This window comes from Micromonospora zhanjiangensis, assembly GCF_042650605.1.
Lineage (GTDB): Bacteria > Actinomycetota > Actinomycetes > Mycobacteriales > Micromonosporaceae > Micromonospora_J > Micromonospora_J zhanjiangensis.
This window is the reverse complement of the sequence record NZ_JBHSBN010000007.1, coordinates 33367-59192: the sequence shown is the minus strand read 5'-3', so window position 1 is coordinate 59192 and position 25826 is coordinate 33367. Positions and strand designations below refer to the sequence as shown.

The window sequence follows — 25826 nt, the reverse complement described above, 5'->3', positions numbered from 1 at the left end:
CCCGACCCGGCGGTTCAGGAACGCGAAGAGTTCGACTCGCCCGAACTCTCCGCCTGCCCCAGCGGAACGCGTCATCCGGAGGAGTTCTGCTCGCCTGAGCCGGCGGAAGTCCTCCGGATCGTGCCGGCCCCCGCCGGTCCCGCGTCGGGCGAGGACGCGGGACCGGACGGTGGGGCGGAGCGAGGTGGGCGGTTCGGGGCGGAGCTGCGGGTGCTCCGGCTGGCCCGGCCGTACCTGGGTCGGCTGGTCGGTGCCGGGCTGCTCGCCACCGGCACCGAACTGGCCGGACTGATCCTGATGGCCACCGCGACCTGGTTGCTGATCACCGCCGCCGGGCGGCCGACCCTGGACACCCTCACCGTGGCGATCGTCGCGGTGCGGGCGCTGGCCGTCGGGCGCGGGGTGCTGCGTTACACCGAACGCCTGGCCGGCCATGACGCGACGCTGCGGGTCGTCACCGACGTCCGCGCGGCGGTGTTCGCCACGCTGGCCGCCGGACGCCCGGCCGGGACGACGGCGGCGGCACGTCGCGGCGCCCCCGGTCGGACCGGCGACCCGCACAGCCGGCCGGGCGGAGCCGCCGACCGGCAGGGCCGGCCGGATGGTGCCGGCGACCGGACCGGCGACCTGCTGAGCAGGCTGGTCTCCGACGTCGAGGCCGTACAGGACCTGCTACTGCGGGTGCTGGTGCCGGGCGCGGCCGCCGCGGCAGTGGGTCTGCTCACGATCGGTGCGACGGCCGTCGTCTCGCCCGCCGCCGCGGTGGCCCTCGCCGGTGGCCTGCTGGTGGCCGGGCTCGTCCTGCCCGCCGCGGCGGCCGGACTGACCCGGCGGAGCGCCGGCCGGGTGGCACCGCTGCGCGGAGCGCTCGCCACCGACGCGGTGGACCTCACCCACGGAGCCGCCGACCTGGCCGCGTTCGGGGCGACCGACGCCGCGCTGGGCCGGGCCGGCGACCGGGCCCGCGGCCTGGCCCGGCTGGAGCGTCGGCTGGCCGCCGCCGGCTGGGCGGTCGACGGTCTCGGGGTAATGGTGGCGGGTGCGACCAGCGCCGCGGTGGTCCTGACGGCGTTGCGGGCCGGGGTCGACGGAGTGCTGGTCGGGGTGCTCGCGGTCGGCGCGCTCGCGGCGACCGAGGCCACCCTGGCCCTGCTCGGCGCGGCCCGGCAGTGGACCCGGTCGCGGGCCGGCCTGCGCCGGGTGGCCCGGCTGCTGCCACCCGCCGGAGCGAGCGCCCCGGGCGGGACGAGCGGAGCGACCGGTCCGGGCAGCGCAGGCAGCCCGAGCGGGGCGAGCGGAACGAGCAGCGCACCCGGCGCGAATGGGTCGACGAGCCGGAGCGGAGCGGCCGAGCCCGGCGGCGCGCACCGGCTGGTGCTGGACGAGGTGAGCGTGCGCTACCGGGCCGGTACCGCGCCCGCTCTGGACCGGGTGAGTCTCGATCTGCCACCCGGCCGCCGGATCGCCGTGGTCGGACCGAGCGGCGCCGGCAAGAGCACGCTGCTGGGCGTCCTCACCGGTTCGGTCGAGCCGGACGGCGGGCGGGTGCGGCTGGACGGCGTCGACCTGGCCCGGTATCCCGCCGACGAGCTGCCCCGGGTGGTCGGCGGGCTGCTCGCCGACGCGCACGTGTTCCACGCGTCGGTCCGGGAGAACCTGCTGCTCGGCCGCCCGACGGCCACCGAGGCCGACCTCGCCGCCGCGGCCGAGGCGGCCGGCCTGCTGGACTGGGTACGCCAACAGCCGGCCGGCTGGGACACCCTGGTCGGCGAGGACGGCGGTCAGCTCTCCGGCGGGCAACGGCAGCGGCTGGCGCTCGCCCGGGCACTGCTGGCGGCGCCCGCCGTCCTGGTGCTGGACGAGCCGACCGAAGGGCTGGACCCGGCCGCGGCGGACCGGGTGCTGACCAGCGCCACCGCCAGCGCCGGACCGGGCCGGACCGTCGTCCTGGTCACCCACCGGTTGGCCGGACTCGACCGGTACGACGAGATCCTGGTGCTGGCGGCGGGCCGGGTCATCCGGCGCGGGCGGCACGACGAGCTGATCCGTACCCCGGGCTGGTACCGCGACCAGTGGCTGTCGCAGACCGCCGCGCAGGCGCGCTACCCGGTGCCGGCACCCTGAGCCGGTTCCGGGGTCGACCCAGGGGATCCACCGGACGCCGAACAGGTGTCGCGTCTGGCAGGCTGGGCCCATGCGGGCATCCGACGGCCACCACCTCACCGCGTACCGGCCGGCCGGCGACGTCCTGATCGACGGGTACGTCCGCGACCTCGGCCGGCGGCTGCACGGTCCGGCGCACGCCAAGCGCGACCTGCTGACCGAGGTACGGGACGGACTCACCGACGCGGTCGAGGGTTACCGGGAGGGCGGGCTGCCGCCGGACCGCGCCGAGGAACTCGCGATGGCCGAGTTCGGGCCGACCGGTCGCCTGGCCGCCGAGTTCCAGGCCGAACTGGCCGCCTTCTCGGTCCGTACGCTGGCGGTGCGGATCGCCCTGGTGACCGGCGGTCTGATCTTCTCGGCGAATCTGATGTGGCAGGGGGCGCCCTGGACCGGTCCCCGGCCACCGGCGACCTACCTGATGCTCTCCTCGGGGATCGAGTGGCTGGGCGCCGGTTGCGCGGCGCTGGCCCTGGTCAGTCTGGCCTGGCTGACCGTGACCGCCCGCCGGGGTCGACCGGTCCCGGTCCGGCAGACCCGACTCGCGGCCCACGGTCTGACCGGCTCGCTCGCGCTCCACTGGCTCGGCGGACTGGCGTTGTACGGCTGGTCGGTGCACCTGTGGACCGCGGCGCTGACCTGGCCGCCGATGATCATCGGAATGGTCCTGCTCTGCGTCGCGTACGGCTGGCTCGGCACCGCCGCCCGCCGCTGCCTGGCCGCGGCCCGGCCGCCGGCCGGTGCCTGAGCCGGCCGCCGCCGAGCCGACGCCCGCAGCGCCCGGTCCCGGGTCGCGATCCGCGCCGGGCCGGTCTCAGGCCGGGGCCTGCGGTGGTTGGTCCACGCCGAGGAACCGGCCCACCGTCGCACTCAGCTCGTGCCAGTTGGCCCGCTCGCCGGTCAGCGCGCGGTGCCCCGATCCGGTCAGTTGGTAGGTGCGCCGTTCCCGGCCGTTGACGGTGCTCCAGGCACTCTCGACATGACCGGCCCGCTCGAGGCGGCGCAGGGCCGGATAGACCGTCCCGGTGGGCAGGTTGAGTGTGCCGCCACTGCGCGCCTTGAGCGCTTCGATGATCGCGTACCCGTGCAGGGCGCCGCCTTCGAGCACCGCCAGCAGGAGCGCGTCGAGGTGACCGTGCAGTGCCTGCGCCTTCATAAGTAGCAAGCCTACTAATAGTCGCCGACTTCTCCAACGGGGTGCGGGCATCCGACTCGCAGGCCGGACCACTAGGCTCTGTGCGCAGAGTCACCCGATCGGCGGGCCGCCGGCCCGCACCGCCGCAACCAGAGCGCACACGGAGGTCAGCGTGGCCCGTCAGCCGTCCCACCGGCCCGAAGCCGACGAGCCCGAGAGCGAGCTCGACCAGACTCCAGACCCCGTCACGGGGTCCGCCGTCGGGTCCGGCACCTCGGACACCGAGCCGGTCGAGCCGATCGACGTCACGGCCGACGACTCGGACCCGGTCGACGACGCCACCGAGTCGGCGACCGCCGGGTCCACGGACGACACCGCCGACCGGTCGCTGTGGGAGAAGGTCCGGATCGACCCGGTCGAGATCGCGCTGCCGGCCGGCAGCGGCTTCACCCTGCGCGCCTACCGGATGTCCAACGAGCTGACGCCGACCGACATCAGCGACCGCGACCCGGACGACCCGTTCTCCCGGCGGCAGCCGGTGTTGGCCGAGGACGCCGAGACCGTGGTGATCCTCGACGAGGACCTGGCCGAACAGTTCGCGGCCGAGGACACCGAACGCGAGGTCGGGTCGGGTCGCAAGCGGCGGCGGGACGACGAGGCCACCGACGACGAGGCGATCGACGCCGGGACCGAGGTGGACGACGAGGCCACCGACGACGAGGCCGACGAGGAGGAGGCGGACGTCGAGGAGGAGCCCGCGCCCGAGGAGGTGCCGGTCTTCCTCAGCCACCGCGGCAAGCTGCTGCTGTTCAAGACCCCCGGGTCGCTCGTCGAGTTCGTCCGGTCCGACGCCCCCAACGACCTGCGCCAGCTCGACACCTGGGGCGAGCTGGTCGAGCGGATCCGCCCGGCCGACGTCGCGCCGCTGGACGAGGACTCCTACGAACTCGACCTGGTCGTGGAGAACCTCCGTGGCGGACACGACACGTGGGATTCGACACTCCTGATCCGGGCCGGCGAGGTCGCCCGTGACCTCGCGTACGCCCTCCGGCTGCCGGCCGTGCTGGACATGCTCTCCTCCGGGTCCAGCCTGGACGACCTGGACGAGGCCCTGCGTGCCGCCGAGGGTGGCGGCATCGGTGGGTTCATGGGACGTCGACGCCTCAAGAAAATCGGGGCACAAACGGCAAGTCTCGGTTGGCGCACGATTATCGGCAAGATCTCTGCCGCCGCGGACTGGCGCGACTGACCCGTACCGGGCAGCATCAGTCTTTGGCGCACGACATGTGTCCGGGGAGGAGGACGACGCTGTGGCGCTCGTTCGGGTGTACTGCGGTCTGGCTTCGGCGGACCCAGCCGTACGACCGGCTGAGGGTGGCACGTCGCTGACCTCCGCGGTCGTCGACGACGCCGGTCGGCTGCTGCACGTCTGCGAGATCAGCGACGATCCGGCGGGCTACGCCCGGCTGGGCACGCTGCTCGCGGAGCGGTCGAGCGGCCTGAGCGCCGCGGCGATCGCCGCCGACAGCGACGACCACGCGGTGGTCTCGCTGCTGAGCGCGGGCGGACGCCCGTTGGCCCTCGCCGACGACGACTCGGCCGACGACTTCGCCGAACGATTCGCCGACGACGAGTCGCTGGACGAGATGCAGTCCCCACCGGCCGAACGGCGCGCCGTCGGACTCGCCCGGGCGTTGCAGGCAGGGGCGCTCTCCGCGATCACCCTGCCCGCACCCCGGGAACTCGCCGGTTACCAGCCCGTCCTCGCCGCACACGCGGCGCTGGCCAACGGGCGACACTCGGCCGCGGTCGCCCTGCGCGAGGTGCTTCGCGAGCTCTACCCGGCCGCGTTGCGCGCGTACCCGGACCCGGCCGAACCGGTGGCCTTGGCGGTGCTGGAGGCCCTGCCCGAGCCGGGCATGCTCGGCAGCTCGGCCGGGCGCGGCCGGGACGCCTCGGTCGCCACCGACGCGGTCGCCGCCCACCTCGCCGCGGACGGGGTGGCGGACGTCGACACCGTCACCGAGGCGGTCACCGCGCTCCGGGTCGCCATCGCCGAGACGCCGCGCCGCCCCGCCGCGATCGACAAGGCGCTCACCGCCACCGTCGCCGAGACGGTACGGCAGGCGGTCGCCGCGGTGCGGGCCTGCGACTCCGGTTGCGAGGCGCTGGTCGCCACGCTGGCGGCCCGGATGGTCAGCCCGTCCCAGGTCGCCACCCGACGTCCGGCCCGCCGCGCACCGGAGGTCGACGACCCGGCCGCGACGGCGATCCGTCAGCCGCGCCGCGAGCCCGCGCCGGCCGTCGGTCGGCGCCGGCAGCCGGAGCCGGACACCGTCATGCCGGCCCGGCCACAACCCACGATGCCACCGCCGGTCGCCCCGGCCCCCGTCGCACCGCCGCCCCGGGCGCCACGACCGGTCGCTCCGGCCGCGTCCGCGACCCCGGTCTCGGCACCGCCACCGGCGTACCGGACCGACCCGGCCAACCGTCCGATCTCCGCGCCGCCGCCCCCGCCGCCGGGTATCACGCCGATCCCGCCGAGCCAGCGCCGTACGGTCCCGCCGGCCGAGGCCGGCGAGCCGTTCCGGCCGACGCTGACCACCGCGGCGATCAACAGCGCCCGGGCCGAACGCCAACGGCAACGGCCCACCCCGATCGTGCCGCTGGCCAAGCCCCGGGCCGAGGAGCCGGAACGCACCGAGGGCTACAGCGCGACGGACTTCAGCCTGCCGATGCCCGCCACCCGGCCGACCGCCGAGGCCGCCCCGCCCGGATCGCGGGCGAACTGGCCACTGGTCAACGCCTCGGACGGCCGGTCGGACGACCAGGCCCGTACCTACCCGCGTGCCGACCGACCGGCCGGCGACCGGGGGGAACGCACCGGTGACCTGAACGGCACCGGCGAGCTGCGGGTGACCCCGCCGTGGCTGGCCGACGACCTGCCGCCGGAGCCACCCATGCTCCGACTGGTCGAGCCACCGCCGCTGGCGGACCGGGCGCTGCGGGAGAGCCGGTCCACGCCGAGCGAGTTGGAGGCGCCCCCGCTGCGCCTGGTCGAGACGAACGGGACCGAGCGCACGACGATGCTGCCGGCGACCCGGCCGGCGCCGGTCGAACGCACATCGGCCCCGCCGGTGTCCGACGAGGAGGGTGACGGGGACCTGCTCATCTTCGGCGCCGTGCGGTCCGCCTGGTTCACCGGGCACCCGGAGGAGGCCGAGGTCGAGTGGTCGTCCACCGCCGACACCGGCTGGCGGGCGGCGGAACAGGCCGCCAAGCCGTCGGTCGGCGACCAGACCTCCGCCGGGCTGCCCAAGCGCGTACCGCAGGCCAACCTGGTGCCCGGTTCGCCGTTGCGGGACGAACGTCCGCTGCGGATCGTCCGGAACGCCGCCAGCCTGGCCGAGAACACGACCGGATACTTCCGTGGCTGGCGTCGGGGCCAGGAGATCGGTGGCTACGCCGTCGGTGGACGGCCCGGCCGGGAGGCCGCCGGTGGCTGGGACTTCAGCCGGGACGCCGACGAGCGCGAGGAGCGGGACTTCGCCTACCGATCGGCGGGCTTCCGCTCCTGACCATCCGGTCGGTTCCGGTCCCGGCCGGCGGGTTCCACTCCTCGGAAGTGCTGTCCGTCCTGACCGGACGGACAGCACTTTTCGCCCCTGTGAGCTGCGTGTTCATGCCCACACCCGGTCAGTTTGACGGCGGAACACGGCGGCCGGAAGCATACCCGCGGGCAGCGGGCGACGGAGCCCGCCGCGGACGCGGAGGGCGACAACACGATGACGGCACCGGTGAGCGACCACTACTCCGCACCCCGCCGGAGCGCACTCGCCGCGACGGTGGTCGCGCTCGTCGCGTCGGTGACCGGCTGCGCCGGGACTCGGGCACCGGGGGACGAGCCCGCTCCGACCGGGCAGGCCCTGGTCATCGGTGCGAGCCTGGAACTGACCGGCCAGGGTTCGGCGCTCGGCACCCAGCAGGAACACGCGCTGCGGATCCTCGCGGCGAAGCTCGACGTCGACGGTGTGCCGGTGGGCCGTACCCGCCGGCCGGTCCGGCTGGAACTGCGGGACAACCAGAGCGATCCCACGCTGGCCGCCCGGCAGGCCGGTGAACTCGCCGGGGACGAGGGCATCCAGGCCCTGGTCGGAGGCACCCTGCCCGAGACCGCGCTCGCCTTGGAGGGGGTGGCTCGGAAGCGGAAGATCCCGTTCCTGTCCCTCGCCCCCGGCGCCGCGGTCACCGGGTCGCCGGACGACGAGGGGTACGTCTTCAAGCTCACCCCGGACGACGCCGACGTGGCCCGCCGCCTCGCCGAGGCCGTGGCCGCACAGAAGCTGCGCCGGGTGGCGGTGCTGGCCGCCCAGGGCAGCCACGGTGACGCCGGCGCGGAGGCCCTGCCGACCGCGCTGAAGGCTGCCGGCGTGCGCCTGGACCGTACCGGCCGGTTGCCGGCGACCGGGTCGGACTTCCGGGCGGCGGTCCGCCGGGTGGCGACCGGTCGGCCGGACGCGGTGCTGGTGTGGGCGACCGCACCGGACTCCGGCGCGGCGGCGAAGGAGCTGCGCAGGTCCGGCTACCGGGGGGCGATCCTCTTCGACAGCGGCGCGGTCGCCGAGCAGACGCTGCGGGGCACCGAGGCGTCCGCTGTGGAGGGTGCCTACGCGGTGCACCCGATGTCGCTGAACGGCTCCACGCTCACCAGCATCGCCGGATCGGCCCTGGCCCGTCGCGACTTCATGTACCGGTACCTGCAGGAGTACGGCGAGTACCACGGGTTCGCGCCGTACGCGGCCGATGCCCTGGAACTCGTCGCGGCCGCCGCCCGGCTGGCCGACAGCCTGGACCGCGGCCGGATCCGGGCCTTCCTGGAGACCCAGGTGGTGGAGGGGATGGCCGGGTGGTACGCCTTCTCACCCAGCCGGCACGGTGGCATGGAGGCGGACTCGCTGGCCGTCTTCGTGGTGAGCCAGGGAGCCTGGACGCGGATCTCCTGACCCGTCCCGCCTGTCTTTCGTCCGGCCACCACGGTTATCCGGGCACGACGAACCGCCCATCGGGGTTCTCCCCGTCGGGCGGTTGCCTCGGTACCCGTCAGGCCGGAGCGACGGCGCGCGAGCGGCGCATCGTCAGGACGTACTCGACCAGCGAGATCAACACGTGTTTGGTCGACTCGCGGTTTCGTGCGTCACAGGCGACGACCGGTACGTCGCTGGAGATGGCCAGCGCGTCCCGCACGTCCTGCGGATCGTGGTACTGCATACCGTCGAAGCAGTTGATCGCCACGAGGTACGGCAGTCGTCGATGCTCAAAGAAGTCGATGGCCGCGAAGCAGTCGGCCAACCGACGCGTGTCGACCAGAACGACCGCACCGATCGCCCCTCGCACCAGTTCGTCCCACATGAACCAGAACCGCGTCTGGCCCGGAGTGCCGAACAGGTAGAGGATCAGATCTCGGTCGATCGAGATACGACCGAAGTCCATGGCGACCGTCGTGGTCGTCTTGCCCGGTACCTGGCGTGTGTCGTCGACACCCACGCCCGCCGACGTCATGATTGCCTCGGTGGTCAGCGGCGTGATCTCCGAGACCGAGCCGACCAGCGTTGTCTTGCCAACGCCGAACCCACCGGCGATGACAATCTTCGCCGATGTCACGCGCCCCGCCATTGGGCGGTGCGACATGTCAGAGCCTGCGAAGTCCACTCAGCACCCTCTCCAGCAGTTCAGTGCCCACCGCGTCGTTAGAGTCGTCCAAGGAAGCCGGTTCGTACACCGCCACCAGGCCGTCTGCGGCCATGTCGGCGATGAGGACCCGGGCCACCCCGAGCGGCAACTGCATCCGCGCCGCGATCTCGGCAAGCGATTGGTGCCGACCGTCACACAGCGCAGCGATGTACTGGTGCTCCCGGCCTCCGCCATTTCCGTTGCTGGCGGATCGACCGCGCACCGTCGTCTCGACGAGCGCCTCCAGAGCGATTTCGAGCCGAGGTCGGGTACGTCCGCGGGTAACGGCGTAAGGCCTGACCAACGCGCCAGTCGGCTCGTCGCGTTCGGGCATCATCGCCATTCACCCCCTTCGGTACTCGCCGGAGGCCTGCTCCGGTGGAACTTGTCGTTATCTCGTTGTCGTGCCACCGGCTGACTGGCGGCCAGCCCGGTCCCGATCAGCCCAGCACGCCGGCGGCGGCGCGTGGCGACGGCGTCAGCGCGTCACCTACCCGGTCGACCAGCAGCGCCATCTCGTATCCGACCTGTCCCACGTCGCAGGACCGGGCGGCGAGCACCGCGAACGATGACCCGTCCGAGATGGACATCAGGAACAAGAAACCATTGTCCATCTCCACGACGGTTTGCAACACCGCCCCGCCCTCAAAACACCGGGCCGCCCCCTGGGTCAGGCTGACCAGGCCGGAGGCGATCGCGGCGAGCTGGTCGGCCCGGTCCCGCGGCAGGTCCCGTGAGGACGCCAGGAGCAGGCCGTCCGCGGAGACGGCGATCGCGTGGGCGACCCCCGGCACTCGGTCGGCGAAGTTGGCGAGAAGCCAACCGAGATCCTGCGTAGTTGTCATCCTTCATGCTCCTTCTGCCCGCTTCTGGCCGCGGGGCCCAAGCCAGCCTGCGAGGATTGCTGCCCTGCCGAAGTGTCCTCCGACCGGGCCGAGTCGTCGGTGGGATGAGTACGGCCACGCTGCACGCCCCGGTGGTAGGCGGACAGCAGCCCGCGTACCGACTCCGGCGTACGGCGCTGGACGGAGGTTGTCGGCTTCTCCACACCGCCCGGTACCAACTGTGCCATGGGCGTCCGCTTCGGCAGACCGGTGGGCGTGGTACCGCTGCTCACGGACGTCTCCCGCGCGGCGCTGGCGGCCCGCCAACCCGCGTCGGCGGCGGTCTGCCAGCCGTCCGACGTGGTCGGCCCGGTCCGGCCACCGGTCGGCACCCCGCCGCTGGGGGCGGCCTGTCCAGTGTCCCGGACCGGACTGCCGGACGTCGGCGCGTTCGCCATGGTGGCGCCGCCCGTCGTTCCCTGTCCGGCGCGGGCCGTCACGAACCGCTCGGCCGAGGTGGGCATCGTGGACGCGGCCGGCCGTGCCGCGACCGACGCCGGCGCCGGGGTCGGGGTCGGGGTCGGGGTCGACGCCGGGGCGGCCGAGGTCTTTCCGTTACCGGCGCTCTCCTCCGAGGTGGAGCGACGGGTACGGAACCACGCCGACTCGAGTTCCCGGAAGATCGGCAGTTCCATCGTCTCGTCGGCGAACCGCTGCCCGTTGTCCGCCGCCGGGACCGGTCGGCTGGCCCCCGGCTGCGCGGCCGGAGCCGGCCGGCCCGCGTCCTGCGGGATCCGGGGAAGCTCGGTGGTGAGGTCGGCGCCGGACGCCGCAGCCTGCTGCTGCGCGGTCGGTGTACCGACGGGCTCCCGCTCGCTCGGTGCCACCGGCGGCCAGGCCGGCGGCGCACCGGCGGGTCGTTGCGTCGACGGCGGCGCCGATGCCGGGCCCGCGGTCATCGGAGGTGCCGACGTCGGGGCGGGACTCGTCGGCGCCGGACGGGGTGTCCGGGACGGCAGGGCCGGCGGCTGGGCGGGTCGGTTGACCCCGAAGCCGTTGGACCGCGGCTCCGGGCCGGGCTGGTCCTGCCGCGGAAGCTGAGCCGCCGGGCGGTTGTCGGCGATCTCGCCCTCGACCGCCCACTGGTCGGCGCCGCGCCGCTGCGGCAACGGCTCGACGTTGCCGCTGCCGGTGCCGTTGGCCGGCGGGGCGAGGTTCGAGCGGGACGGAGCGTTGGTCGATCCGTTCGGGCCGAGCGACGCCCCGGTCAAATCGGACCAGGCCGGCATGCCCCGGCCGGGCGCGGCCGGTGCCCCCGCGGGAGTCCCGTTGGCCGGCGGGAAGCCGAACCCACCACCGGTCGACACCGGCGGCGCGGTGTCCCGGGACCCGGACCGCTGGCTCGGGATGGCCGGTCCGCTGCCCAGCGCCAGCGGGGCGGCGAACCCGCCGGCGGACGGCAGTGAACCCTGGGCCGGAGCGTCGACGGCGGCGGGCGCCTGCTGCACCCGGCCGGACAGTGCCCGGGGCACCAGCACCGAGGTCGGCAGGGTGACGTCGGCCACGGTCCCCCGGTCGGTGCCCGGCCGCAGTTCGACCTTGACCCCGTGCCGGGACGCCAGCCGGGCCACCACGACCAGACCCATCATCCGGGAGACGGCCACGTCCACCTGTGGCGGCGTCGCCAGCTTCTCGTTGAGTTCGTGGAGCTGGTCGGCGGTGATGCCGATGCCCCGGTCCTCCACGTAGAGCGAGGCCCGGTCGCCGACCCGACGCGCCTCGACCATGACCTGCGAGTCGGGCGGCGAGAAGGCGGTCGCGTTGTCGAACAGCTCGGCGACGAGGTGCACCAGGTCGTTGACCGCGTGCGCGGCGACCTCGATGTCCCGGTCGATGACGCCGAACTCGATCCGGGTGTAGTGCTCGACCTCGGACTGGGCGGCGCGGAGCACGTCGATCAGCGCGGCCGGCTCGCGCTGCACCCGGGTGGAGTCGGCACCGGCGAGCACCAGGAGGTTCTCGTCGTTACGCCGCATCCGGGTGGCGAGGTGGTCGAGCTGGAAGAGTTCGGCCAGCCGGTCCGGGTCCTCCTCGCCGCGTTCCAACCGGTCGAGATGACCGATCAGGCGGTCGACCAGGATCTGCGACCGGCGGGCCAGGTTGACGAACATCGTCGCGACCGAGGCACGCAGCGCGGCCTGCTCGGCGGCGGTCCGGACCGCTTCCAGGTGGACCGCGTTGAACGCCTCGGTCACCTGACCGAACTCGTCCTTGCTGCGGACCGGCAGCGGCTCGGCGATCTGGTTGGCCAGCTGCACCGGCGACATCTGCGCGGACAGCTGGGGATCACGCAGGCGGGACACCGCGTGCGGCAGGCCGTACTGGGCGATGGCGAGCGCGCCGTGCTTCAGTTCGCGCAGCGACCGGGCCATCGAGCGGGCGACCAGGTAGGCGAACAGGATGGCCAGCAGCAGCATGCTGAGCAGCAGACCGGTCTCCAGGAAGACCGCCTGCTGGACCTGGTCGCGGACGCCGGTGGCCTGCTTCACCACGTTCGTGTCGAGCTGCGCCTCCACCGTACGGAGCAGCTTGGCGTTGCCGACCATGGCGTTGTCCCACTCGTCCGCGGTGAACGGGGCGAGGGTCATGCTCTCGTCGATGCCGCGGGAGGACACCCAGCTGCTGAACTGGCCGGCGACGCGCTGGTCGGGGCCGGACACGGTCCGGTCCCGGAACTCGGACTCCTCCCGGGTGGCGACGGAGTCGAAGCTCTGCAACGCCTGCTTCTCGCCCTGGTCGGTCGCGATGTAGTCGGTGCGCAGCACGGGCGAGAGCCGGTTGTTGATCAGTGCGCGGTGCACCACCACCCGGCGCTGCGACATGAATTCCTTGGCCCGCGAGATGGTGGTCGCGGCACGCATCCGCTCGCTGAGCGAGGCGTCACCGGCCAGCTGGGCCGCCGAGTCCCGCATGTCCAGGATGTTGGCGATCAGCCCCTCGTAGGTCTGGCTGGCCGCGGTGAGCAGGAACCTGCCGTTGTCCACCTGGCTACGGGTGGCCGGCAGGTCGGCCAGGCCCTGGTCGATCCGCTGGAGCTGGTCGGTGAACGTCAGCGGCAGATCGGTGAGCTCGTTGCGCTGCTGCGAGTACGGGGCCTTGGACCGGTCGACCACGTCGTGGAGCTTGGCGTACGCCTCGCGGTACCGCTCCTTGGTGGCGAGCAGCTGCTTCTTCTGCGCCGCCTTTTTGGGATCGTTCGGATCCACGCCGAGCAGCAGCACGGCCAGCGCCCGTTCGTCCTGCAGGTTCTGCACCAGGTCGCCGGACGCCCTGCTGAGGTTGGCCAGGGCCAGCGCCCGGTTGGCCGTGTTCAGCGACTGCAGATGTCCGACGAGACCGGTCGTGCCCACCACGATCGTGGCGATGGTCGGCACGATCATGATGAGACCCAGCTTCGACCAGATCGGCATGTCGCGAAGCCGGCCAAACGGTCGCCGGAGACGCGACAGGAAAGTATTTTTCCCCGCCTTCGGCCGTTCGCTCACGTCACCGCCTCCTGTATCGGTACCCGATCGACTGCACAGGGCACCGCTGAGCGACCGACCCGGACGGGTCGGACCCCCGAGATTCCATCACGCCGTCACTAAAGAGGAAAGCCCAGGTTGTTCGTCGCCGAGAGTGTGATGGGATATCCGTGGGATTTGATTGCGACATGCTTCCTTGGAGTCACCGACAGTGATGGCTGTACCCTCCCGAGTGGTTTTGCTCGCCGGCCCTTCAGGGTCCGGAAAGTCCTATATAGCTAGACGAACCGGACTCCCGGTACTCTGTCTGGACGATTTCTACAAGGATGGTGACGACCCTACGCTGCCGAGGCGCGCGGGAGTGATCGACTGGGAGTCCCCGCACGCCTGGAATGCCGCCGCAGCGGTCCAGACGATTACCCGATTGGCCCAGGAGGGCAAGGCCGAAGTGCCGGTTTATGCGATCGGCGCGGACCGAAGGGTGGACAGCCGGCTACTTGATCTGACCGGATCGCCACTTTTCATCGCCGAAGGGATTTTCGCGGCCGAGATCGTCCCGGAGTGCCGCCGCCTCGGCCTGGTCGCCGAGGCGTACGTGCTGCGTCGCCCCCGGTCGGCGACCTTCCTCCGCCGGCTGCTGCGCGACCTCGCCGAGCGCCGCAAGTCACCCGGACTGCTGCTGCGGCGCGGCGTCGCGCTGCTGCGCGCCGAGCCGGCGATCCTGCGCCGGCAGGCCGGCCTCGGCTGCCGACCGGCGCGGGCCGCGGCGGTGATCCGCCAGGTCACCGCGCTGGCCGCCGGCCCGGACGCGCCGGTGGGCGCCACGCGCCGCCGGTCGGTGCCCCCGGCTCCGGGACCGGTCCGGCAGCGGCGGGACCGCCTCAGGAGCGGAGCTTCGCGTACGCCGGTTTGATCACCTCGTCGATGATGGCCAACCGCTCGTCGAACGGGATGAAGGCGCTCTTCATCGCGTTGACCGTGAACCACTGCAGCTCGGCCCAGCCGTAGCCGAACGCCTCCACCAGCAGGGCCATCTCCCGGGACATGCTGGTTCCGCTCATCAACCGGTTGTCGGTGTTGACCGTCACCCGGAACCGCAGATCGCGCAGCAGGCCGATCGGATGCTCCGCGATCGACGACGCCGCGCCGGTCTGCACGTTCGACGACGGGCACAACTCCAACGGGATGCGCTTGTCCCGGACGTACGCGGCCAGCCGGCCGAGGACCGGCTTGTCGCCGGCCGTGATGTCGTCCACGATCCGCACCCCGTGCCCGAGCCGGTCGGCGCCGCACCACTGGATCGCCTGCCAGATCGACGGCAGCCCGAACGCCTCGCCGGCATGGATGGTGAAGTGGAAGTTCTCCCGCTGGAGGTACTCGAAGGCGTCCAGGTGCCGGGTGGGCGGGAAGCCCGCCTCGGCGCCGGCGATGTCGAAGCCGACCACCCCGCGGTCCCGGTGCCGGACGGACAGCTCGGCGATCTCCTGCGAGCGGGCGGCGTGTCGCATCGCGGTGAGCAGGGTGCCGATCCGGATCGACCGGCCGGCGTCCGCGGCCCGCCCGGTGCCCTCGGCGAAGCCGGCCAGCACCGCCTCGACCACCTCGTCCAGGGTCAGCCCCCGGTCCAGGTGCTGCTCCGGGGCGAACCGGACCTCGGCGTAGACCACGCCGTCGACCGCCAGGTCCCAGGCGCACTCGGCGGCCACCCGGCGCAGCGCGTCGGCGGTCTGCATCACCGCGACCGTGTGCGCGAACGTCTCCAGGTACCGCTCCAGCGAACCGGAGTTCGCGGCGGCCACGAACCAGCGGCCGAGCTCGTCGGGATCGTTGCTGGGCAGCGGGTGGTCCACCGCGGCCGCCAGTTCGACGATCGTCGCGGGCCGCAGCCCACCGTCGAGGTGGTCGTGCAACAACGCCTTCGGTGCCTTGACGATGTCTTCGTATCCGATTGCCATGGACAGACCCTAGGCCAGGGTCCGCGCAGGTCGCCGCCGGTCGGTGGAGACGTGACCCGGGTCGTCGGCCGGGCCGGCCGGCGGTGTGCGCGACCACCGGCGCCCCGGCGGGGCGTACGCCCGCGGACCCGGCGGCGCGGTGCTGGGAGAATGGCCGGCGTGATGCGACCGACGGTACGCGGGCCGGGCGGGCCGTCCGCCGGGGTGCGCCGCCGGGAGGCGTGACGTGCGGGCCGACGTGCTGACCCGGCTGCGCTGCCCGATCTGCCGGAAGCCGGTGACCCGGGCGGCCGGTGGCCCGGTGCGCTGCCCGGCCGGGCACAGCTTCGACGTCGCCCGGCAGGGCTACGTCAACCTGCTCACCGGCCGGGCGCCGCACGTCGGGGACACCGTCGAGATGGTCGCCGCCCGGGAGGACTTCCTCGCCGCCGGGCACTACGACCCGATCCTGGCCGCCCTGGCCGACGCGGCCCGCACGGCCGCCCCGGCCGACGCGGTCGCCCCCGCCGACGCGGTCGCCCCGGCCGACGCGGTCGCCCCGGCCGACGCGGTCGCCCCGGCCGACGCGGTCGCCCCCGCCGACGCGGTCGGAAGCGGCGGGCGCGTCGGGAGTGAACCCAGCGGCGTGGAACCGCCGCTGGTGGTGGACGCGGGCGCCGGCACCGGACGGCAGGTGGCCGCGGTGCTGGACGCGCTGCCGGGCGCGGTCGGGCTGGCCGTCGACGTGTCCAAGCCGGCGCTGCGCCGGGCCGCCCGGTGCCATCCGCGGGCCGCCGCGGCGCTGGCCGACACCTGGCGGCCGCTGCCGCTGGCCGACGGGTCGGTGACGGTGCTGCTGAACGTGTTCGCCCCGCGCAACGGGCCGGAGTTCCGCCGGGTGCTCCGGCCGGACGGCACCCTGCTGGTGGTCACCCCGGCCGCCGACCACCTGGCCGAGTTGGTCACCGCGCTGGACCTGCTGCGGGTCGACCCGGGCAAGTCCGACCGGGTGGCGGGCAGCCTGGCCGGACTCTTCGAGCCGGTAGCCACGGCCGAACTCCGGTTCCGGCTCACGCTCACCCGGGCCGAGGTCCGGACGCTGGTGGGGATGGGACCGAGCGCCTGGCACACCGACCCGGCCCGGCTCGCCGAGCGGACGGCCGCGCTGCCCGAGCCGGTGCCGGTGACCGGGGCGGTCCGACTCACCGCGTACCGTCCGGTGCCCGCCCGCCGGACCGGCTGAACCGGGCCGCGCGGCGGACCAGACCGGGCCACGCCGGACCGTGCCGGACCGGACCGTGCCGGTGCCCGCTCGGTCCGGCCGCCGGCCGGCCCGCCGCGGCGGGCCGGCGGTCAGGTGGAGAGGTCGACCTCTTCCCACCCGGGCGGCGGGTCGTGGTACGGACCGTGGAAGACCACCGCCCACTCCAGCGCCCAGCGGCGCTGGCCGATCGCGTTGGCGTCGATCAGGCCGGGCAGCGGCGCCCCGGTCCGCTCGGCCTCCAGGTATCCCCAGTCCAGGCAGTAGTGGAAGTCGAGCATGGCGGCGGCGTCGCCGGCGGGCCGCGGCGCCGCGAGGGTGCGGGAGCGCCACCGGGCGAACGTCTCCCCGGCCGCGATGTTCGGCAACAGGTCCATCAACCGGTCGTCGGTCGGGGTGGCCGGGTCCAGGTGCTTGGTCAACCCGAGCACCCAGGCCAGCGCGTACACCGCGTCGTGGTGCAGGACGAAGGACCGGTGGTCACCGCGTCCACCCATCACGAACTGCGACTCCGGCGGCGTGACCTGGTCCACCAGGTGCGAGCTGAGCAGCCAGCTCATGGCCGCCTGCGGCGGCATCCCGAAGCAGCGGGCGAGCAGCAGGTGCAGGATCGCCGTACGGGCCTCCAGCTCGCCGGTGGGCCGCAGTTCGACCTCGTCACCCGGCTCCCAGACCAGCGGGAACTCGGCCGGTGGCAGCGGCAGCCGGAGGCGGCGCATCTGCTCGACGTTGACGGCCCGGACGGCCCGGGGGTCGGGAGCGAGTACGGTCACGGCCCTCGTTCCGTTACCTCTCAGTGCGCTCTGGTAAGCGCAGAGTTGGTAGTCCCGCCTTGCGGTGGGACGGTCCCGGTCTGACCGGCGGGTGCCGTGCCGGGTTCACGCTTCACAGCCACCTGCCCGCGCCGAACCGGGCGAACCGGTCCCGATGCTCCACCACGATGGCCGACACGGCCGGGTCACGCAGCAGGCCGAGGGATTTCTTGCGCCGCCCGTTCAGCGACGAGCCGACCTCGGTCACCACCCGAGACACGGCAAGGTTCCGACTGGTCGCCCATGGCGTCACCCGGGCGACCTGCCGATCCAGATCGGCCCTCTGGTCGGCCGACGACACCCGGGCGTACACCCATCGGCGCGGCGCTGGATGGTTCCCTTCATGGCGACGGAGGATAGTCGCTGCCGCCAGGCGCCGCATACCGCACCGCGCCGGCAGGGTCCGGACCGGTCACCGCCCCCGGCCTCAGGCAATCCGCTCCAGCATCAGCGGCGTACCGCCGGACCAGGTGTCCGAGATGGTGACCGCCGCGGCGGCCTCCTCCCGGGCCGCCGGGATCCGGGCCGGGTCGTCCGCGCGCAGCTCGTAGAGCACCTCGCCGGCGCGTACCGGGTCGCCGGGCTTCTTGTGCAGGACCACGCCCGCGGCGGCCGAGACCGGGTCCTCCTTGCGCGCCCGCCCCGCGCCGAGCCGCCAGCCGGCGATCCCGATCCGGTACGCGTCCAGCCCGGACAGCACACCGTCCGACTCGGCCCGGACCTGCTCGGTCTCGTTGGCCCGCGGTGCCGGCGCGTCCGGGTCCCCGCCCTGGGCGCGGATCATCGTCCGCCAGGCGTCCATCGCCCGGCCGTCCCGCAGGGCCGCCTCCGGGTCGGCGTCCGGCAGTCCGGCGGCGGTCAGCATCTCCCGGGCCAGGGCCAGGGTCAGTTCGACCACGTCGGCGGGTCCGCCACCGGCGAGCACCTCCACCGACTCGGTCACCTCGACCGCGTTGCCGACGGTCCGGCCCAGCGGGGTGGACATGTCGGTGAGCAGCGCCACGGTCCGTACGCCGTGCGCCGTGCCCAGGTCGACCATGGTGCGGGCCAGTTCCCGGGCGTCGTCGACGGACTTCATGAAGGCGCCCGAGCCGACCTTGACGTCCAGCACCAGCGCGCCGGTGCCCTCGGCGATCTTCTTGCTCATGATGGAGCTGGCGATCAGCGGGATCGCCTCGACGGTGCCGGTCACGTCGCGCAGTGCGTACAGCTTGCGGTCGGCCGGCGCCAACCGGTCGCCGGCCGCGCAGATCACCGCCCCGACGTCCCGGAGCTGGCCGATGAACTCGTCGTTGGTCAGCGACGCCCGCCAGCCCGGAATCGACTCCAGCTTGTCCAGCGTGCCGCCGGTGTGACCGAGTCCCCGGCCGGACAGCTGCGGCACGGCCGCGCCGCACGCCGCGACCAGCGGGGTGAGCGGCAGGGTGATCTTGTCACCGACCCCGCCGGTGGAGTGCTTGTCGGCGGTCGGGCGGTTCACCGCGGAGAGGTCGAGCCGGTCGCCGCTGGCGATCATCGCGGCCGTCCAGCGGGCGATCTCCGGGCCGGTCATCCCGCGCAGCAGGATCGCCATGGCCAGCGCCGACATCTGCTCGTCGGCCACCTGCCCCCGGGTGTACGCGTCGACCACCCAGTCGATCTGCGCCTCCGACAACACCCCGCCGTCCCGCTTGGCCCGGATCACATCAACGGCCGCGAACCCACTCATCGCACATTCCTTTTCCTTTGTGTGTTGCACAACCACCGGCGCTGTCACGCGAAGCGCACCCACCGGGCGAGCGGTCCGCGTGGAACGCAACCACCGGGCGGGGTGGCCCACCGTGCCCGGCGCAGAGATCAAGCCTGACCGCTCGGAGCCGGGCGCGGTGGGCCACCCCGCCCCCACCCGAACCGCCGACAGCCGACAGCCGACAGCCGACAGCCGACAGTCAGGAACCGGCCCACCGACGCGGGATCTCCGCCGGAGCCTCCCCCTCGCCGGCCCAGAACATCGTCCCGTCGGCGTCCACCACCACGACCCGGGGCGTACGGGCCTCGCCCCAGGTCACGGCCTCGTCCGCGGTGGACCAGGTGGGCCCCTCCTCCAGGACGCCCGCGCCGACGCCCTCGTCGCCGGCCGACCGTTCCCAGTACGCGGTCCACACCTGCCGGCCGTCGGTGACGTCCGGGTGCACGAAGACGGTGCCGCGCCCCCGCCAGGCGGCCAGCCGCTCGGGCACCGTCGGGACCACCGGGTCGGCGACGATCGCCTCCAGGTCCTCGACCCCGAAGGCGTGCGGCAGCAGCTCGGCCATCCGCAGCGGCCGGGTCCGGGACTCGATCAGGGTGTCCGGACCGCCGTTCTCCCACAGCAGCTGCCGGCACCGGCCGCACGGCATCAGCGGCTCGCCGGTCGCGTCGACGCAGGACAGCGCGACGATCCGGCCGCCGCCGGTGACGTGCAGCGAGGAAACCACCCCGCACTCGGCGCACAGCACCACCCCGTACGCGGCGTTCTCGACGTTGCAGCCGACCACCACCCGGCCGTCGTCCACCAGGCCGGCCGCGCCGACCGGGAACTTCGAGTACGGGACGTACGCGTGCCGCATCGCCTCGGTGGCGGCGGCCCGCAGCCGGGGCCAGTCGATCTGCTCTGTCACGTCTCCATCCTGCATGTTCGCTGGTCAGCCCTTGACGTAAGGCTTGCCGTCGGCCGCCGGTGCCCGTACCCGGCCGACCAGGCCGGCGACCGCGAGCAGGGTGGCGAGGTACGGCAGCATGGCCAGGAAGTCGCTCGGGATGACGCTGTTGATCGCGCCGAGGTAGGTGCCCAGCTGGTCGGCGAAGCCGAAGAAGAGCGCGGCCAGCAGCGCCCCGGTCGGGCTCCACCGGCCGAAGATCATCGCGGCCAGGGCGATGAAGCCCTTACCACCGATCATGTTCTTGGTGAAGGTGTACAGCGCCAGCGTGTAGGACGCTCCGCCGATGCCGGCCACCATCCCGCCCAGGATCACGTTCCGGTAGCGCAGCCGCAGCACCCGTACGCCGAGCGTGTCCGCGGCGGTGGGGTGCTCGCCGACCGACCGGGTCCGCAGTCCCCACCGGGTCCGGAACAGCGCCAGGTGGATGACGGCGACCAGAATCAGCGCCAGGTAGAGGAAGATGTTGCCGCGGAACAGCGCCGGCCCGAGCACCGGGATGTCCTCCAGCACCGGGATGGCCCAGGTGCCGAACCGGGGCGCGCTGTTGTACGACTGCGCCTCGGTCTGCATCAGCCGCTCGTAGAGGAAACCGGTCAGGCCGAGCGCGAAGAGGTTCAGCACGATGCCTATCACGACCTGGTCCACCAGGTAGCGGATGGCGAAGACGGCGAGCAGCAGCGAGATGAAGGCACCGCCGACCGCGGCCGCGACCAGGCCCACCCAGACGTTCTGGGTAATCGAGCCGAACAGCGCGCCGGAGAAGGCACCCATCAGCAGCTGTCCCTCGATCGCGACGTTGACCACGCCGGACCGTTCGCACAGCACGCCGGCCAGCGACCCGAAGATCAGCGGCAGGGCCAGCAGGAAGGTGCCGCGGACGATGTTGACCAGCGGCATGAAGTTCTGTCCGGCCGGCGCGGCCGACACCTGCCAGCACAGGAAGGACAGCACGAGGCCGACGATCCCCACCCCGAGCAGGGTGCCGAACCAGCGCCTCGTGTCCAGGACGAACAGCGCCAGCCCGCAGAGTGCGGCGATGATCCCGAACAGGATCGCGCCGACCGTACCGTTGATCTCCAGCGCGGCGCCGCCGGCGGTCTCGCTCAGGGTGAACCGGGCCTGCTCGCCGGTGGCCAGCGCGCCGAACAGCGCCGCCGCGACGATCCCGGCGGCGGCCAGGCCGGCGCCCACCTTGCGTTCCCGGCTCCAGAAGCCGCGCGCGACCGGGGCCAGGGCGACGTCTTCGACAGCCATCGTGGACATGACGTCACCAGCCCTTCGCGAGGCTCGTCTGGAGCCGGGCGGCGCGGGCCGCCCGCAGTCGGAAGATCGCCTTCACCAGGGCCGGCGCGGCGATGAAGATGACGATCAGCGCCTGCAGCACGGTGACCAGTTCCAGCGAGATCCCGGAGTACGACTGCATCCGGTTGCCGCCGGCCTGGAGCGCGCCGAACAGCAGCGCGGCCAGGGCCACCCCCCACGGCTTCACCCGGCCGACCAGCGCCACCAGGATGCCGTCGAAGCCGATCTGCGCCACCACCTCGGGCGTCAGCGCGCTCGCGGTGGTGCCGATCACCATGTTCGAGCCGCCCAGCCCGGCCAGGCCGCCGGCGATGGCCATCAACAGGATGTACGTCTTCGTCACGCTGATGCCCGCGGTCCGGGCTGCGTCCGGGTTCGCGCCCACGGCCCGCAGCTCGAATCCGAAGGTGGACCGGTTGAGCAGCCAGGCCACGCCCCAGGTGGCCAGCACCGCCAGCAGGATGCCGGCGTGCACCCGCAGGTCTCCGCCGAGCAGCCGGGGAAGCTGGGCCGACGAGGCGACCGACCTGCTGATCGAGTCGCTGCGGGCGGGGTCGTGCACCGCACCCTGGACGATGATCCAGGACAGGAAGTACAGCGCCACGTAGTTGAGCATGATCGTGCTGATCACCTCGTGGGCGCCGGTGCGAGCCTTGAGGAAGCCGGGGACGAAGCCCCAGACGGCGCCGCCGAGCGCGCCGGCGAGCAGGGCGACGATCAGGTGCACCACCGGCGGCAGCGGCAGCAGGATGCCGGCCAGCGCGGCCAGGATCACGCCCACGGTGGCCTGGCCCTGCGCGCCGATGTTGAACAGGCCACCGCGGAACGCCAGCGCCACCGACAGACCGGTGAAGACCAGCGGCGCGGTGTAGGTGAGCGTCTCGGAGATCGGCGCGAACACCGCCTGCCACCCGTTGCTGCCGTCGAGCCAGCCGGAGACCGCGGCCGGGTCGACCACCGCGCCCTTGAACAGGTTCGCGTACGCGTCGCTGACCACCGCCCAGCTCGACGACAGCGCGTCGGCGGGGCGGGCGGTGAAGTAGCTGAAGGTGTCGAGCACGTCCGGGTCGGAGATGATGATCAGGATGGCCCCGATCAGCATGGCCAGCACCAGGGCCAGCACGTTCACCATCACGGTGTTGGCCGACCAGAGGTTGTGCAGGAAGTTCCGCATGAACCCGGAGTCCTGGTCGGTGCCGTCGCCGCCCGCGCCGTCCCCGGTCGGGACGTTCCGGGCGGTCGCCGTCGCGGTCCCGGCCTCGGTCGACCGGTCCTTGTCCGGCGACGCGGCGCCCGGTACGGCGTCGTCCACGCCGTTCGGCTCGCGGGGGTCGCTGGGCTCGCGGGGGTCGCTCATGCTCTGCCGACCCGGCATGCGCTCATGGCCCTCGCTCCGCTCGGTGCGTTCGCTCATGCCTCTTCCTTGTCGACTGTGCCGTCGGTCGGGACGGTGCCGTCGGTCGGGACCGTGCCGTCGCCGCCCGCGGGTGGGGTGGCGGCCAGTGCCGCCTCGGCGGTGACGCCGGCCATCAGCAGGCCGATCTCCTCGCGCGGGGTGTCCGGGCCGACGACCGCCAGGATCCGGCCGCGGTACATCACGGCGATCCGGTCGGCCAACCCGAGCACCTCGTCGAGTTCGCTGGAGACCACCAGTACGGCCGTGCCGATGTCCCGCTCGTGGATGATCCGGCTGTGGATGAACTCGATCGAGCCGACGTCCACCCCCCGGGTGGGCTGCGCGGCCACGAAGAGCTTCAACGGGCGGGACATCTCCCGCGCCACGATCACCTTCTGCTGGTTGCCGCCGGAGAGGGTGCCGACCGCGGCGTCCGCGGACGGCGTACGGATGTCGAACTGGTCGATCCGCTCGGTGGCCGACCCGGCGATGGCGGCCGGCTTGAGCGCCAGCCCGGACGCGAACGGCGCCTGGTCGTAGAGGTCCAGCACCAGGTTCTCGGCGACGCTGAACTCCTTGACCACGCCGTCGACGCTGCGGTCCTCGGGGACGTAACCGACCCCGGCCCGGAGCACCCGTTTGGTGGACCAGCCGTTGATCCGCTCGCCGGCCAGCGTCACCGAGCCGGACAGCACCGGCCGCAGACCCATGATCGCCTCGGCCAGCTCGGTCTGCCCGTTGCCCTGCACGCCCGCGATGCCCAGCACCTCACCGGCCCGTACGGTCAGGTCGACGCCGTCCACCGCCCGACACAGCCGCTCGTCGTCGACCACCAGGCCCTCGACGGTGAGCACCGGCTCGCCCGGCTCGCGCCGCGCCTTGGCCACGGTCAGGTTGACGCTGCGGCCGACCATCTGGGCGGCCAGCTCGTCCTCGCTGGCCTGTGGGCTCGCGGTGCCGACCACCCGGCCGCGGCGGATCACCGTGATCCGGTCGGCGATCGCCTTGACTTCCTTGAGCTTGTGCGTGATGAACACGATCGACTTGCCGGCCGCCTTGAGCGACCGCATGACGGTGAGCAGTTCCTCGGTCTCCTGGGGGGTGAGCACCGCGGTCGGCTCGTCCAGGATGAGCAGGTCGACGTCGCGGGTCAGCGCCTTGACGATCTCCACCCGCTGCTGGACGCCGACCGGCAGGTCCTCGATCACCGCGTCCGGGTCGACCCGCAGGTTGTACCGGTCGGAGACCTCGGCCACCTCGCGCCGGGCCCGGCGCCGGTCCAGCAGCCCGAAGATCCCGCCGCGTACCTGCTCGGCGCCGAGCATCACGTTCTCCGCGACGGTCAGCACCGGGACCAGCATGAAGTGCTGGTGCACCATGCCGATGCCGGTCGAGATCGCGTCGGACGGGCCCTTGATCCTGATCGGTTCGCCGTCCACCAGGATCTCGCCGGAGTCCGGCTGCAACAGCCCGTACAACACGTTCATGAGCGTGGACTTGCCCGCGCCGTTCTCACCGAGCAGCGCGTGGATCTCCCCTGGCTCCACCGTCAGGTCGATGTGGTCGTTGGCGACCAGGTCACCGAACCTCTTGGTGATGCCGCGCAGTTCGAGTCTCAGCGCAACCTCCTGGGGGTGCGGGCGGGGATGGTGCAGCCTAGCTGTCCACCGGTGGCCCGGCTGGGGCGGTCGGGAAACGACCGGCCGTCGCCGGAGCCGTGGCGGACCACGGCGCCGGGACGGCCGGTCGACGTACCGGCCGGCCACCCCGTGATGATCTCACCGGGGTGGCCGGTGGCGGGTCACTTCGGCTGAGCCGCCGAGGTGACGGTGATCTTGCCGGCGACGATGTCGGCCTTGACCTTGTCGACCTCGCTCTTCAGCTCGGCCGGGACCTTGCTGTCGAACTCGTGGTACGGGGCGATCGAGACGCCATTGTTGGCCAGCGTGCCGAGGTAGCCGGGGTCGTGCGCCAGCTTGTCGCCCTTGGCCGCCTTGGTCACCGCGTCCGTGACCGCGCCCGGGATGTTCTTGACCACGGTGGTGATCAGCGCCGGGCAGTTCGGGGTGCTCTGGCAGCCGTCGACGTCGACCCAGATGGCCGAGTACTTGCCGCCGGAGGCCTGGGCCGCCGCGGTGGTGCCGAGGCCGGCGCCGCCGGCGACCGGCATGACGATGTCCGCGCCCTGGGCGACCAGCGCGTCGCCGACCTTCTTGCCCTCGTCCTGCTTGACGAAGTCGTTGGTGAACGACCCGTCCTGGGTGGCCTTGTTCCAGCCGAGCGCCGTGACCGTCTTGCTCTTGGTCTTGTTGAAGTAGGCGACGCCGTCGACGAAACCGTCCATGAAGATGGTCACCGGCGGGATCTTCTTGGCGCCGTAGGTGCCCACCTTGCCGGTCTTGGTCATCCCGGCCGCCAGGTAACCGGCCAGGAAGCCGGCCTGCGCGGTGTCGAACTGCATCGGGAAGACGTTGCTCTCCGGCAGCTTCGCGTCGACGATGCCGAACTGCTGGTTCGGGTTCGCCTTGGCGATCTTCGAGGTGGCGTCGCCCATCAGGCCACCCACCGCGAGGATGAAGTCGCACTTCTGGTTGACATACTGCGTCAGGTTGGGCTCGTAGTCGGCCTCGGCCTTGGACGCGACGTACTTGATGTCGATGTTGCTGTTGGCTTCCTTGGCGTCCTGCAGGCCCTTCCACGCCGAGGCGTTGAAGGACTTGTCGTCGATGCCGCCGGTGTCGGTGACCATGCAGGCGGAGTACTTCTTGCCCGCGGAGCCCGCGTCCTTCTTCTCCTCCGGAGCCTTGCCACATGCGGCGGCGGTGAACGCCAGTCCACCGACCGCGAACAGCGAGACGATCCGCATCCCACGCACAGAGCGCAAGACGATCTCCTTCCCAATGCACACCGCCCCGCGGTGGCAGCCCTATGCCGGTCTCGGCGACCGGCGTCCCACGTTACGGACGCGAAGCGTACGCCCGCGCCCACCCGCCGGCCGACAATCGTGCAGGACTGTTGAACGCCCGTTATGCTCGTGTGACCGTGGCGTGGGGCAGATCACTCC

At 72.9% G+C, this 25826-nt stretch carries 20 protein-coding genes and 1 pseudogene; 7 read left to right on the top strand and 14 right to left on the bottom strand.

The features are described from left to right. Positions 1-117: 117 nt before the first annotated feature. Both cydC and ACFOX0_RS12520 read left to right on the top strand, forming a co-directional pair. Positions 118-2124, top strand: coding sequence for a thiol reductant ABC exporter subunit CydC (cydC, locus tag ACFOX0_RS12525; RefSeq protein ID WP_377545440.1), 2007 nt, complete (start codon positions 118-120; stop codon positions 2122-2124). A gap of 70 nt (positions 2125-2194) precedes the next feature. Continuing rightward, the gene (locus ACFOX0_RS12520) at positions 2195-2911 is read left to right on the top strand and encodes a permease prefix domain 1-containing protein (protein ID WP_377544985.1); all 717 of its coding nucleotides are present in this window, start codon (positions 2195-2197) and stop codon (positions 2909-2911) included. Between the two features lie 66 nt (positions 2912-2977). On the opposite strand, the gene ACFOX0_RS12515 is transcribed toward ACFOX0_RS12520, so the two are convergent. Then, a complete protein-coding gene (locus ACFOX0_RS12515; RefSeq protein ID WP_377544984.1) occupies positions 2978-3319 on the bottom strand; it encodes a PadR family transcriptional regulator in 342 nt (113 codons plus the stop codon). Between the two features lie 277 nt (positions 3320-3596). Here ACFOX0_RS12515 and ACFOX0_RS12510 point away from each other — a divergent pair, with 277 nt between their 5' ends. From ACFOX0_RS12510 to ACFOX0_RS12500, 3 genes are all read left to right on the top strand, one after another. Continuing rightward, positions 3597-4547: a DNA primase gene (locus tag ACFOX0_RS12510; RefSeq protein ID WP_377545438.1), complete on the top strand. Its 951-nt coding sequence runs from the start codon at positions 3597-3599 to the stop codon at positions 4545-4547. Positions 4548-4584: 37 nt separating this feature from the next. After that, a complete protein-coding gene (locus ACFOX0_RS12505; protein ID WP_377544983.1) occupies positions 4585-6876 on the top strand; it encodes a transposase in 2292 nt (763 codons plus the stop codon). Between the two features lie 207 nt (positions 6877-7083). Beyond that, entirely contained in the window at positions 7084-8301 is a 1218-nt protein-coding gene (locus ACFOX0_RS12500) for an ABC transporter substrate-binding protein (RefSeq protein WP_377544981.1), read from the top strand. Between the two features lie 97 nt (positions 8302-8398). Here ACFOX0_RS12500 and ACFOX0_RS12495 read toward each other — a convergent pair whose 3' ends face one another. The 4 genes from ACFOX0_RS12495 to ACFOX0_RS12480 all read right to left on the bottom strand — a co-directional run bounded on the left by ACFOX0_RS12495 (position 8399) and on the right by ACFOX0_RS12480 (position 13397). After that, positions 8399-8986: a GTP-binding protein gene (locus ACFOX0_RS12495; protein ID WP_377545436.1), complete on the bottom strand. Its 588-nt coding sequence runs from the start codon at positions 8984-8986 to the stop codon at positions 8399-8401. 1 nt (position 8987) lies between these two features. After that, positions 8988-9362, bottom strand: a complete 375-nt coding sequence (locus ACFOX0_RS12490) for a DUF742 domain-containing protein (RefSeq protein ID WP_377545434.1) — start codon at positions 9360-9362, stop codon at positions 8988-8990. Positions 9363-9468: 106 nt separating this feature from the next. Then, complete coding sequence (locus ACFOX0_RS12485) at positions 9469-9873, bottom strand: roadblock/LC7 domain-containing protein (RefSeq protein WP_377544979.1); 405 nt, start codon at positions 9871-9873, stop codon at positions 9469-9471. Further along, positions 9870-13397 (bottom strand): sensor histidine kinase, encoded by a 3528-nt coding sequence (locus ACFOX0_RS12480; RefSeq protein ID WP_377544977.1) that lies wholly within the window; start codon positions 13395-13397, stop codon positions 9870-9872. The genes ACFOX0_RS12485 and ACFOX0_RS12480 overlap by 4 nt, the downstream gene beginning before the upstream one ends. A 460-nt stretch (positions 13398-13857) precedes the next feature. Between ACFOX0_RS12480 and ACFOX0_RS12475 the strand changes: the two genes are divergently transcribed. After that, positions 13858-14289: a hypothetical protein gene (locus ACFOX0_RS12475; protein WP_377544975.1), complete on the top strand. Its 432-nt coding sequence runs from the start codon at positions 13858-13860 to the stop codon at positions 14287-14289. Here the strand turns inward: ACFOX0_RS12475 and ACFOX0_RS12470 are convergent. Next, positions 14258-15331 carry an adenosine deaminase gene (locus ACFOX0_RS12470; protein WP_377544973.1) on the bottom strand — a complete coding sequence of 358 codons (1074 nt, stop codon included), beginning with the start codon at positions 15329-15331 and terminating at the stop codon, positions 14258-14260. The two genes, ACFOX0_RS12475 and ACFOX0_RS12470, sit on opposite strands and share 32 nt — an antisense overlap. 226 nt (positions 15332-15557) lie before the next feature. Between ACFOX0_RS12470 and ACFOX0_RS12465 the strand changes: the two genes are divergently transcribed. Next, positions 15558-16553 carry a putative RNA methyltransferase gene (locus tag ACFOX0_RS12465; RefSeq protein ID WP_377544971.1) on the top strand — a complete coding sequence of 332 codons (996 nt, stop codon included), beginning with the start codon at positions 15558-15560 and terminating at the stop codon, positions 16551-16553. Between the two features lie 110 nt (positions 16554-16663). Here ACFOX0_RS12465 and ACFOX0_RS12460 read toward each other — a convergent pair whose 3' ends face one another. The 8 genes and pseudogenes from ACFOX0_RS12460 to ACFOX0_RS12425 all read right to left on the bottom strand — a co-directional run bounded on the left by ACFOX0_RS12460 (position 16664) and on the right by ACFOX0_RS12425 (position 25628). Next, entirely contained in the window at positions 16664-17290 is a 627-nt protein-coding gene (locus tag ACFOX0_RS12460) for a DUF4272 domain-containing protein (protein WP_377545432.1), read from the bottom strand. Positions 17291-17471: 181 nt separating this feature from the next. Further along, a pseudogene (locus ACFOX0_RS12455) lies at positions 17472-17705 on the bottom strand (recombinase family protein); the annotation flags it as partial. A gap of 105 nt (positions 17706-17810) precedes the next feature. After that, a complete protein-coding gene (locus tag ACFOX0_RS12450) occupies positions 17811-19091 on the bottom strand; it encodes a thymidine phosphorylase (protein WP_377544969.1) in 1281 nt (426 codons plus the stop codon). 220 nt (positions 19092-19311) lie between these two features. Further along, the gene (locus ACFOX0_RS12445) at positions 19312-20022 is read right to left on the bottom strand and encodes a cytidine deaminase (RefSeq protein WP_377544967.1); all 711 of its coding nucleotides are present in this window, start codon (positions 20020-20022) and stop codon (positions 19312-19314) included. Positions 20023-20046: 24 nt separating this feature from the next. Beyond that, on the bottom strand, positions 20047-21327 hold the full coding sequence (locus ACFOX0_RS12440; RefSeq protein WP_377544965.1) for an ABC transporter permease: 1281 nt from the start codon (positions 21325-21327) through the stop codon (positions 20047-20049). 4 nt (positions 21328-21331) lie between these two features. After that, positions 21332-22540, bottom strand: coding sequence for an ABC transporter permease (locus ACFOX0_RS12435; RefSeq protein WP_377545430.1), 1209 nt, complete (start codon positions 22538-22540; stop codon positions 21332-21334). Positions 22541-22776: 236 nt separating this feature from the next. Next, complete coding sequence (locus ACFOX0_RS12430; RefSeq protein ID WP_377544963.1) at positions 22777-24528, bottom strand: ABC transporter ATP-binding protein; 1752 nt, start codon at positions 24526-24528, stop codon at positions 22777-22779. A 35-nt stretch (positions 24529-24563) separates the two neighbouring features. Then, the gene (locus ACFOX0_RS12425; RefSeq protein ID WP_377545428.1) at positions 24564-25628 is read right to left on the bottom strand and encodes a BMP family lipoprotein; all 1065 of its coding nucleotides are present in this window, start codon (positions 25626-25628) and stop codon (positions 24564-24566) included. Positions 25629-25826: the final 198 nt, after the last annotated feature.

Bases quoted from the DNA above. Each gene is read 5' to 3' on its own strand.
- ACFOX0_RS12435 (WP_377545430.1), bottom strand. From the start codon at position 22,540: ATGCGGAACTTCCTGCACAACCTCTGGTCGGCCAACACCGTGATGGTG.
- ACFOX0_RS12460 (WP_377545432.1), bottom strand. From the start codon at position 17,290: ATGCGCCGCCTCCGGCTGCCGCTGCCACCGGCCGAGTTCCCGCTGGTC.
- ACFOX0_RS12450 (WP_377544969.1), bottom strand. From the start codon at position 19,091: ATGAGTGGGTTCGCGGCCGTTGATGTGATCCGGGCCAAGCGGGACGGC.
- ACFOX0_RS12425 (WP_377545428.1), bottom strand. From the start codon at position 25,628: ATGCGGATCGTCTCGCTGTTCGCGGTCGGTGGACTGGCGTTCACCGCC.
- ACFOX0_RS12495 (WP_377545436.1), bottom strand. From the start codon at position 8,986: ATGTCGCACCGCCCAATGGCGGGGCGCGTGACATCGGCGAAGATTGTC.
- ACFOX0_RS12485 (WP_377544979.1), bottom strand. From the start codon at position 9,873: ATGACAACTACGCAGGATCTCGGTTGGCTTCTCGCCAACTTCGCCGAC.
- ACFOX0_RS12470 (WP_377544973.1), bottom strand. From the start codon at position 15,331: ATGGCAATCGGATACGAAGACATCGTCAAGGCACCGAAGGCGTTGTTG.
- ACFOX0_RS12520 (WP_377544985.1), top strand. From the start codon at position 2,195: ATGCGGGCATCCGACGGCCACCACCTCACCGCGTACCGGCCGGCCGGC.
- ACFOX0_RS12440 (WP_377544965.1), bottom strand. From the start codon at position 21,327: ATGTCCACGATGGCTGTCGAAGACGTCGCCCTGGCCCCGGTCGCGCGC.
- ACFOX0_RS12500 (WP_377544981.1), top strand. From the start codon at position 7,084: ATGACGGCACCGGTGAGCGACCACTACTCCGCACCCCGCCGGAGCGCA.
- ACFOX0_RS12515 (WP_377544984.1), bottom strand. From the start codon at position 3,319: ATGAAGGCGCAGGCACTGCACGGTCACCTCGACGCGCTCCTGCTGGCG.
- ACFOX0_RS12490 (WP_377545434.1), bottom strand. From the start codon at position 9,362: ATGCCCGAACGCGACGAGCCGACTGGCGCGTTGGTCAGGCCTTACGCC.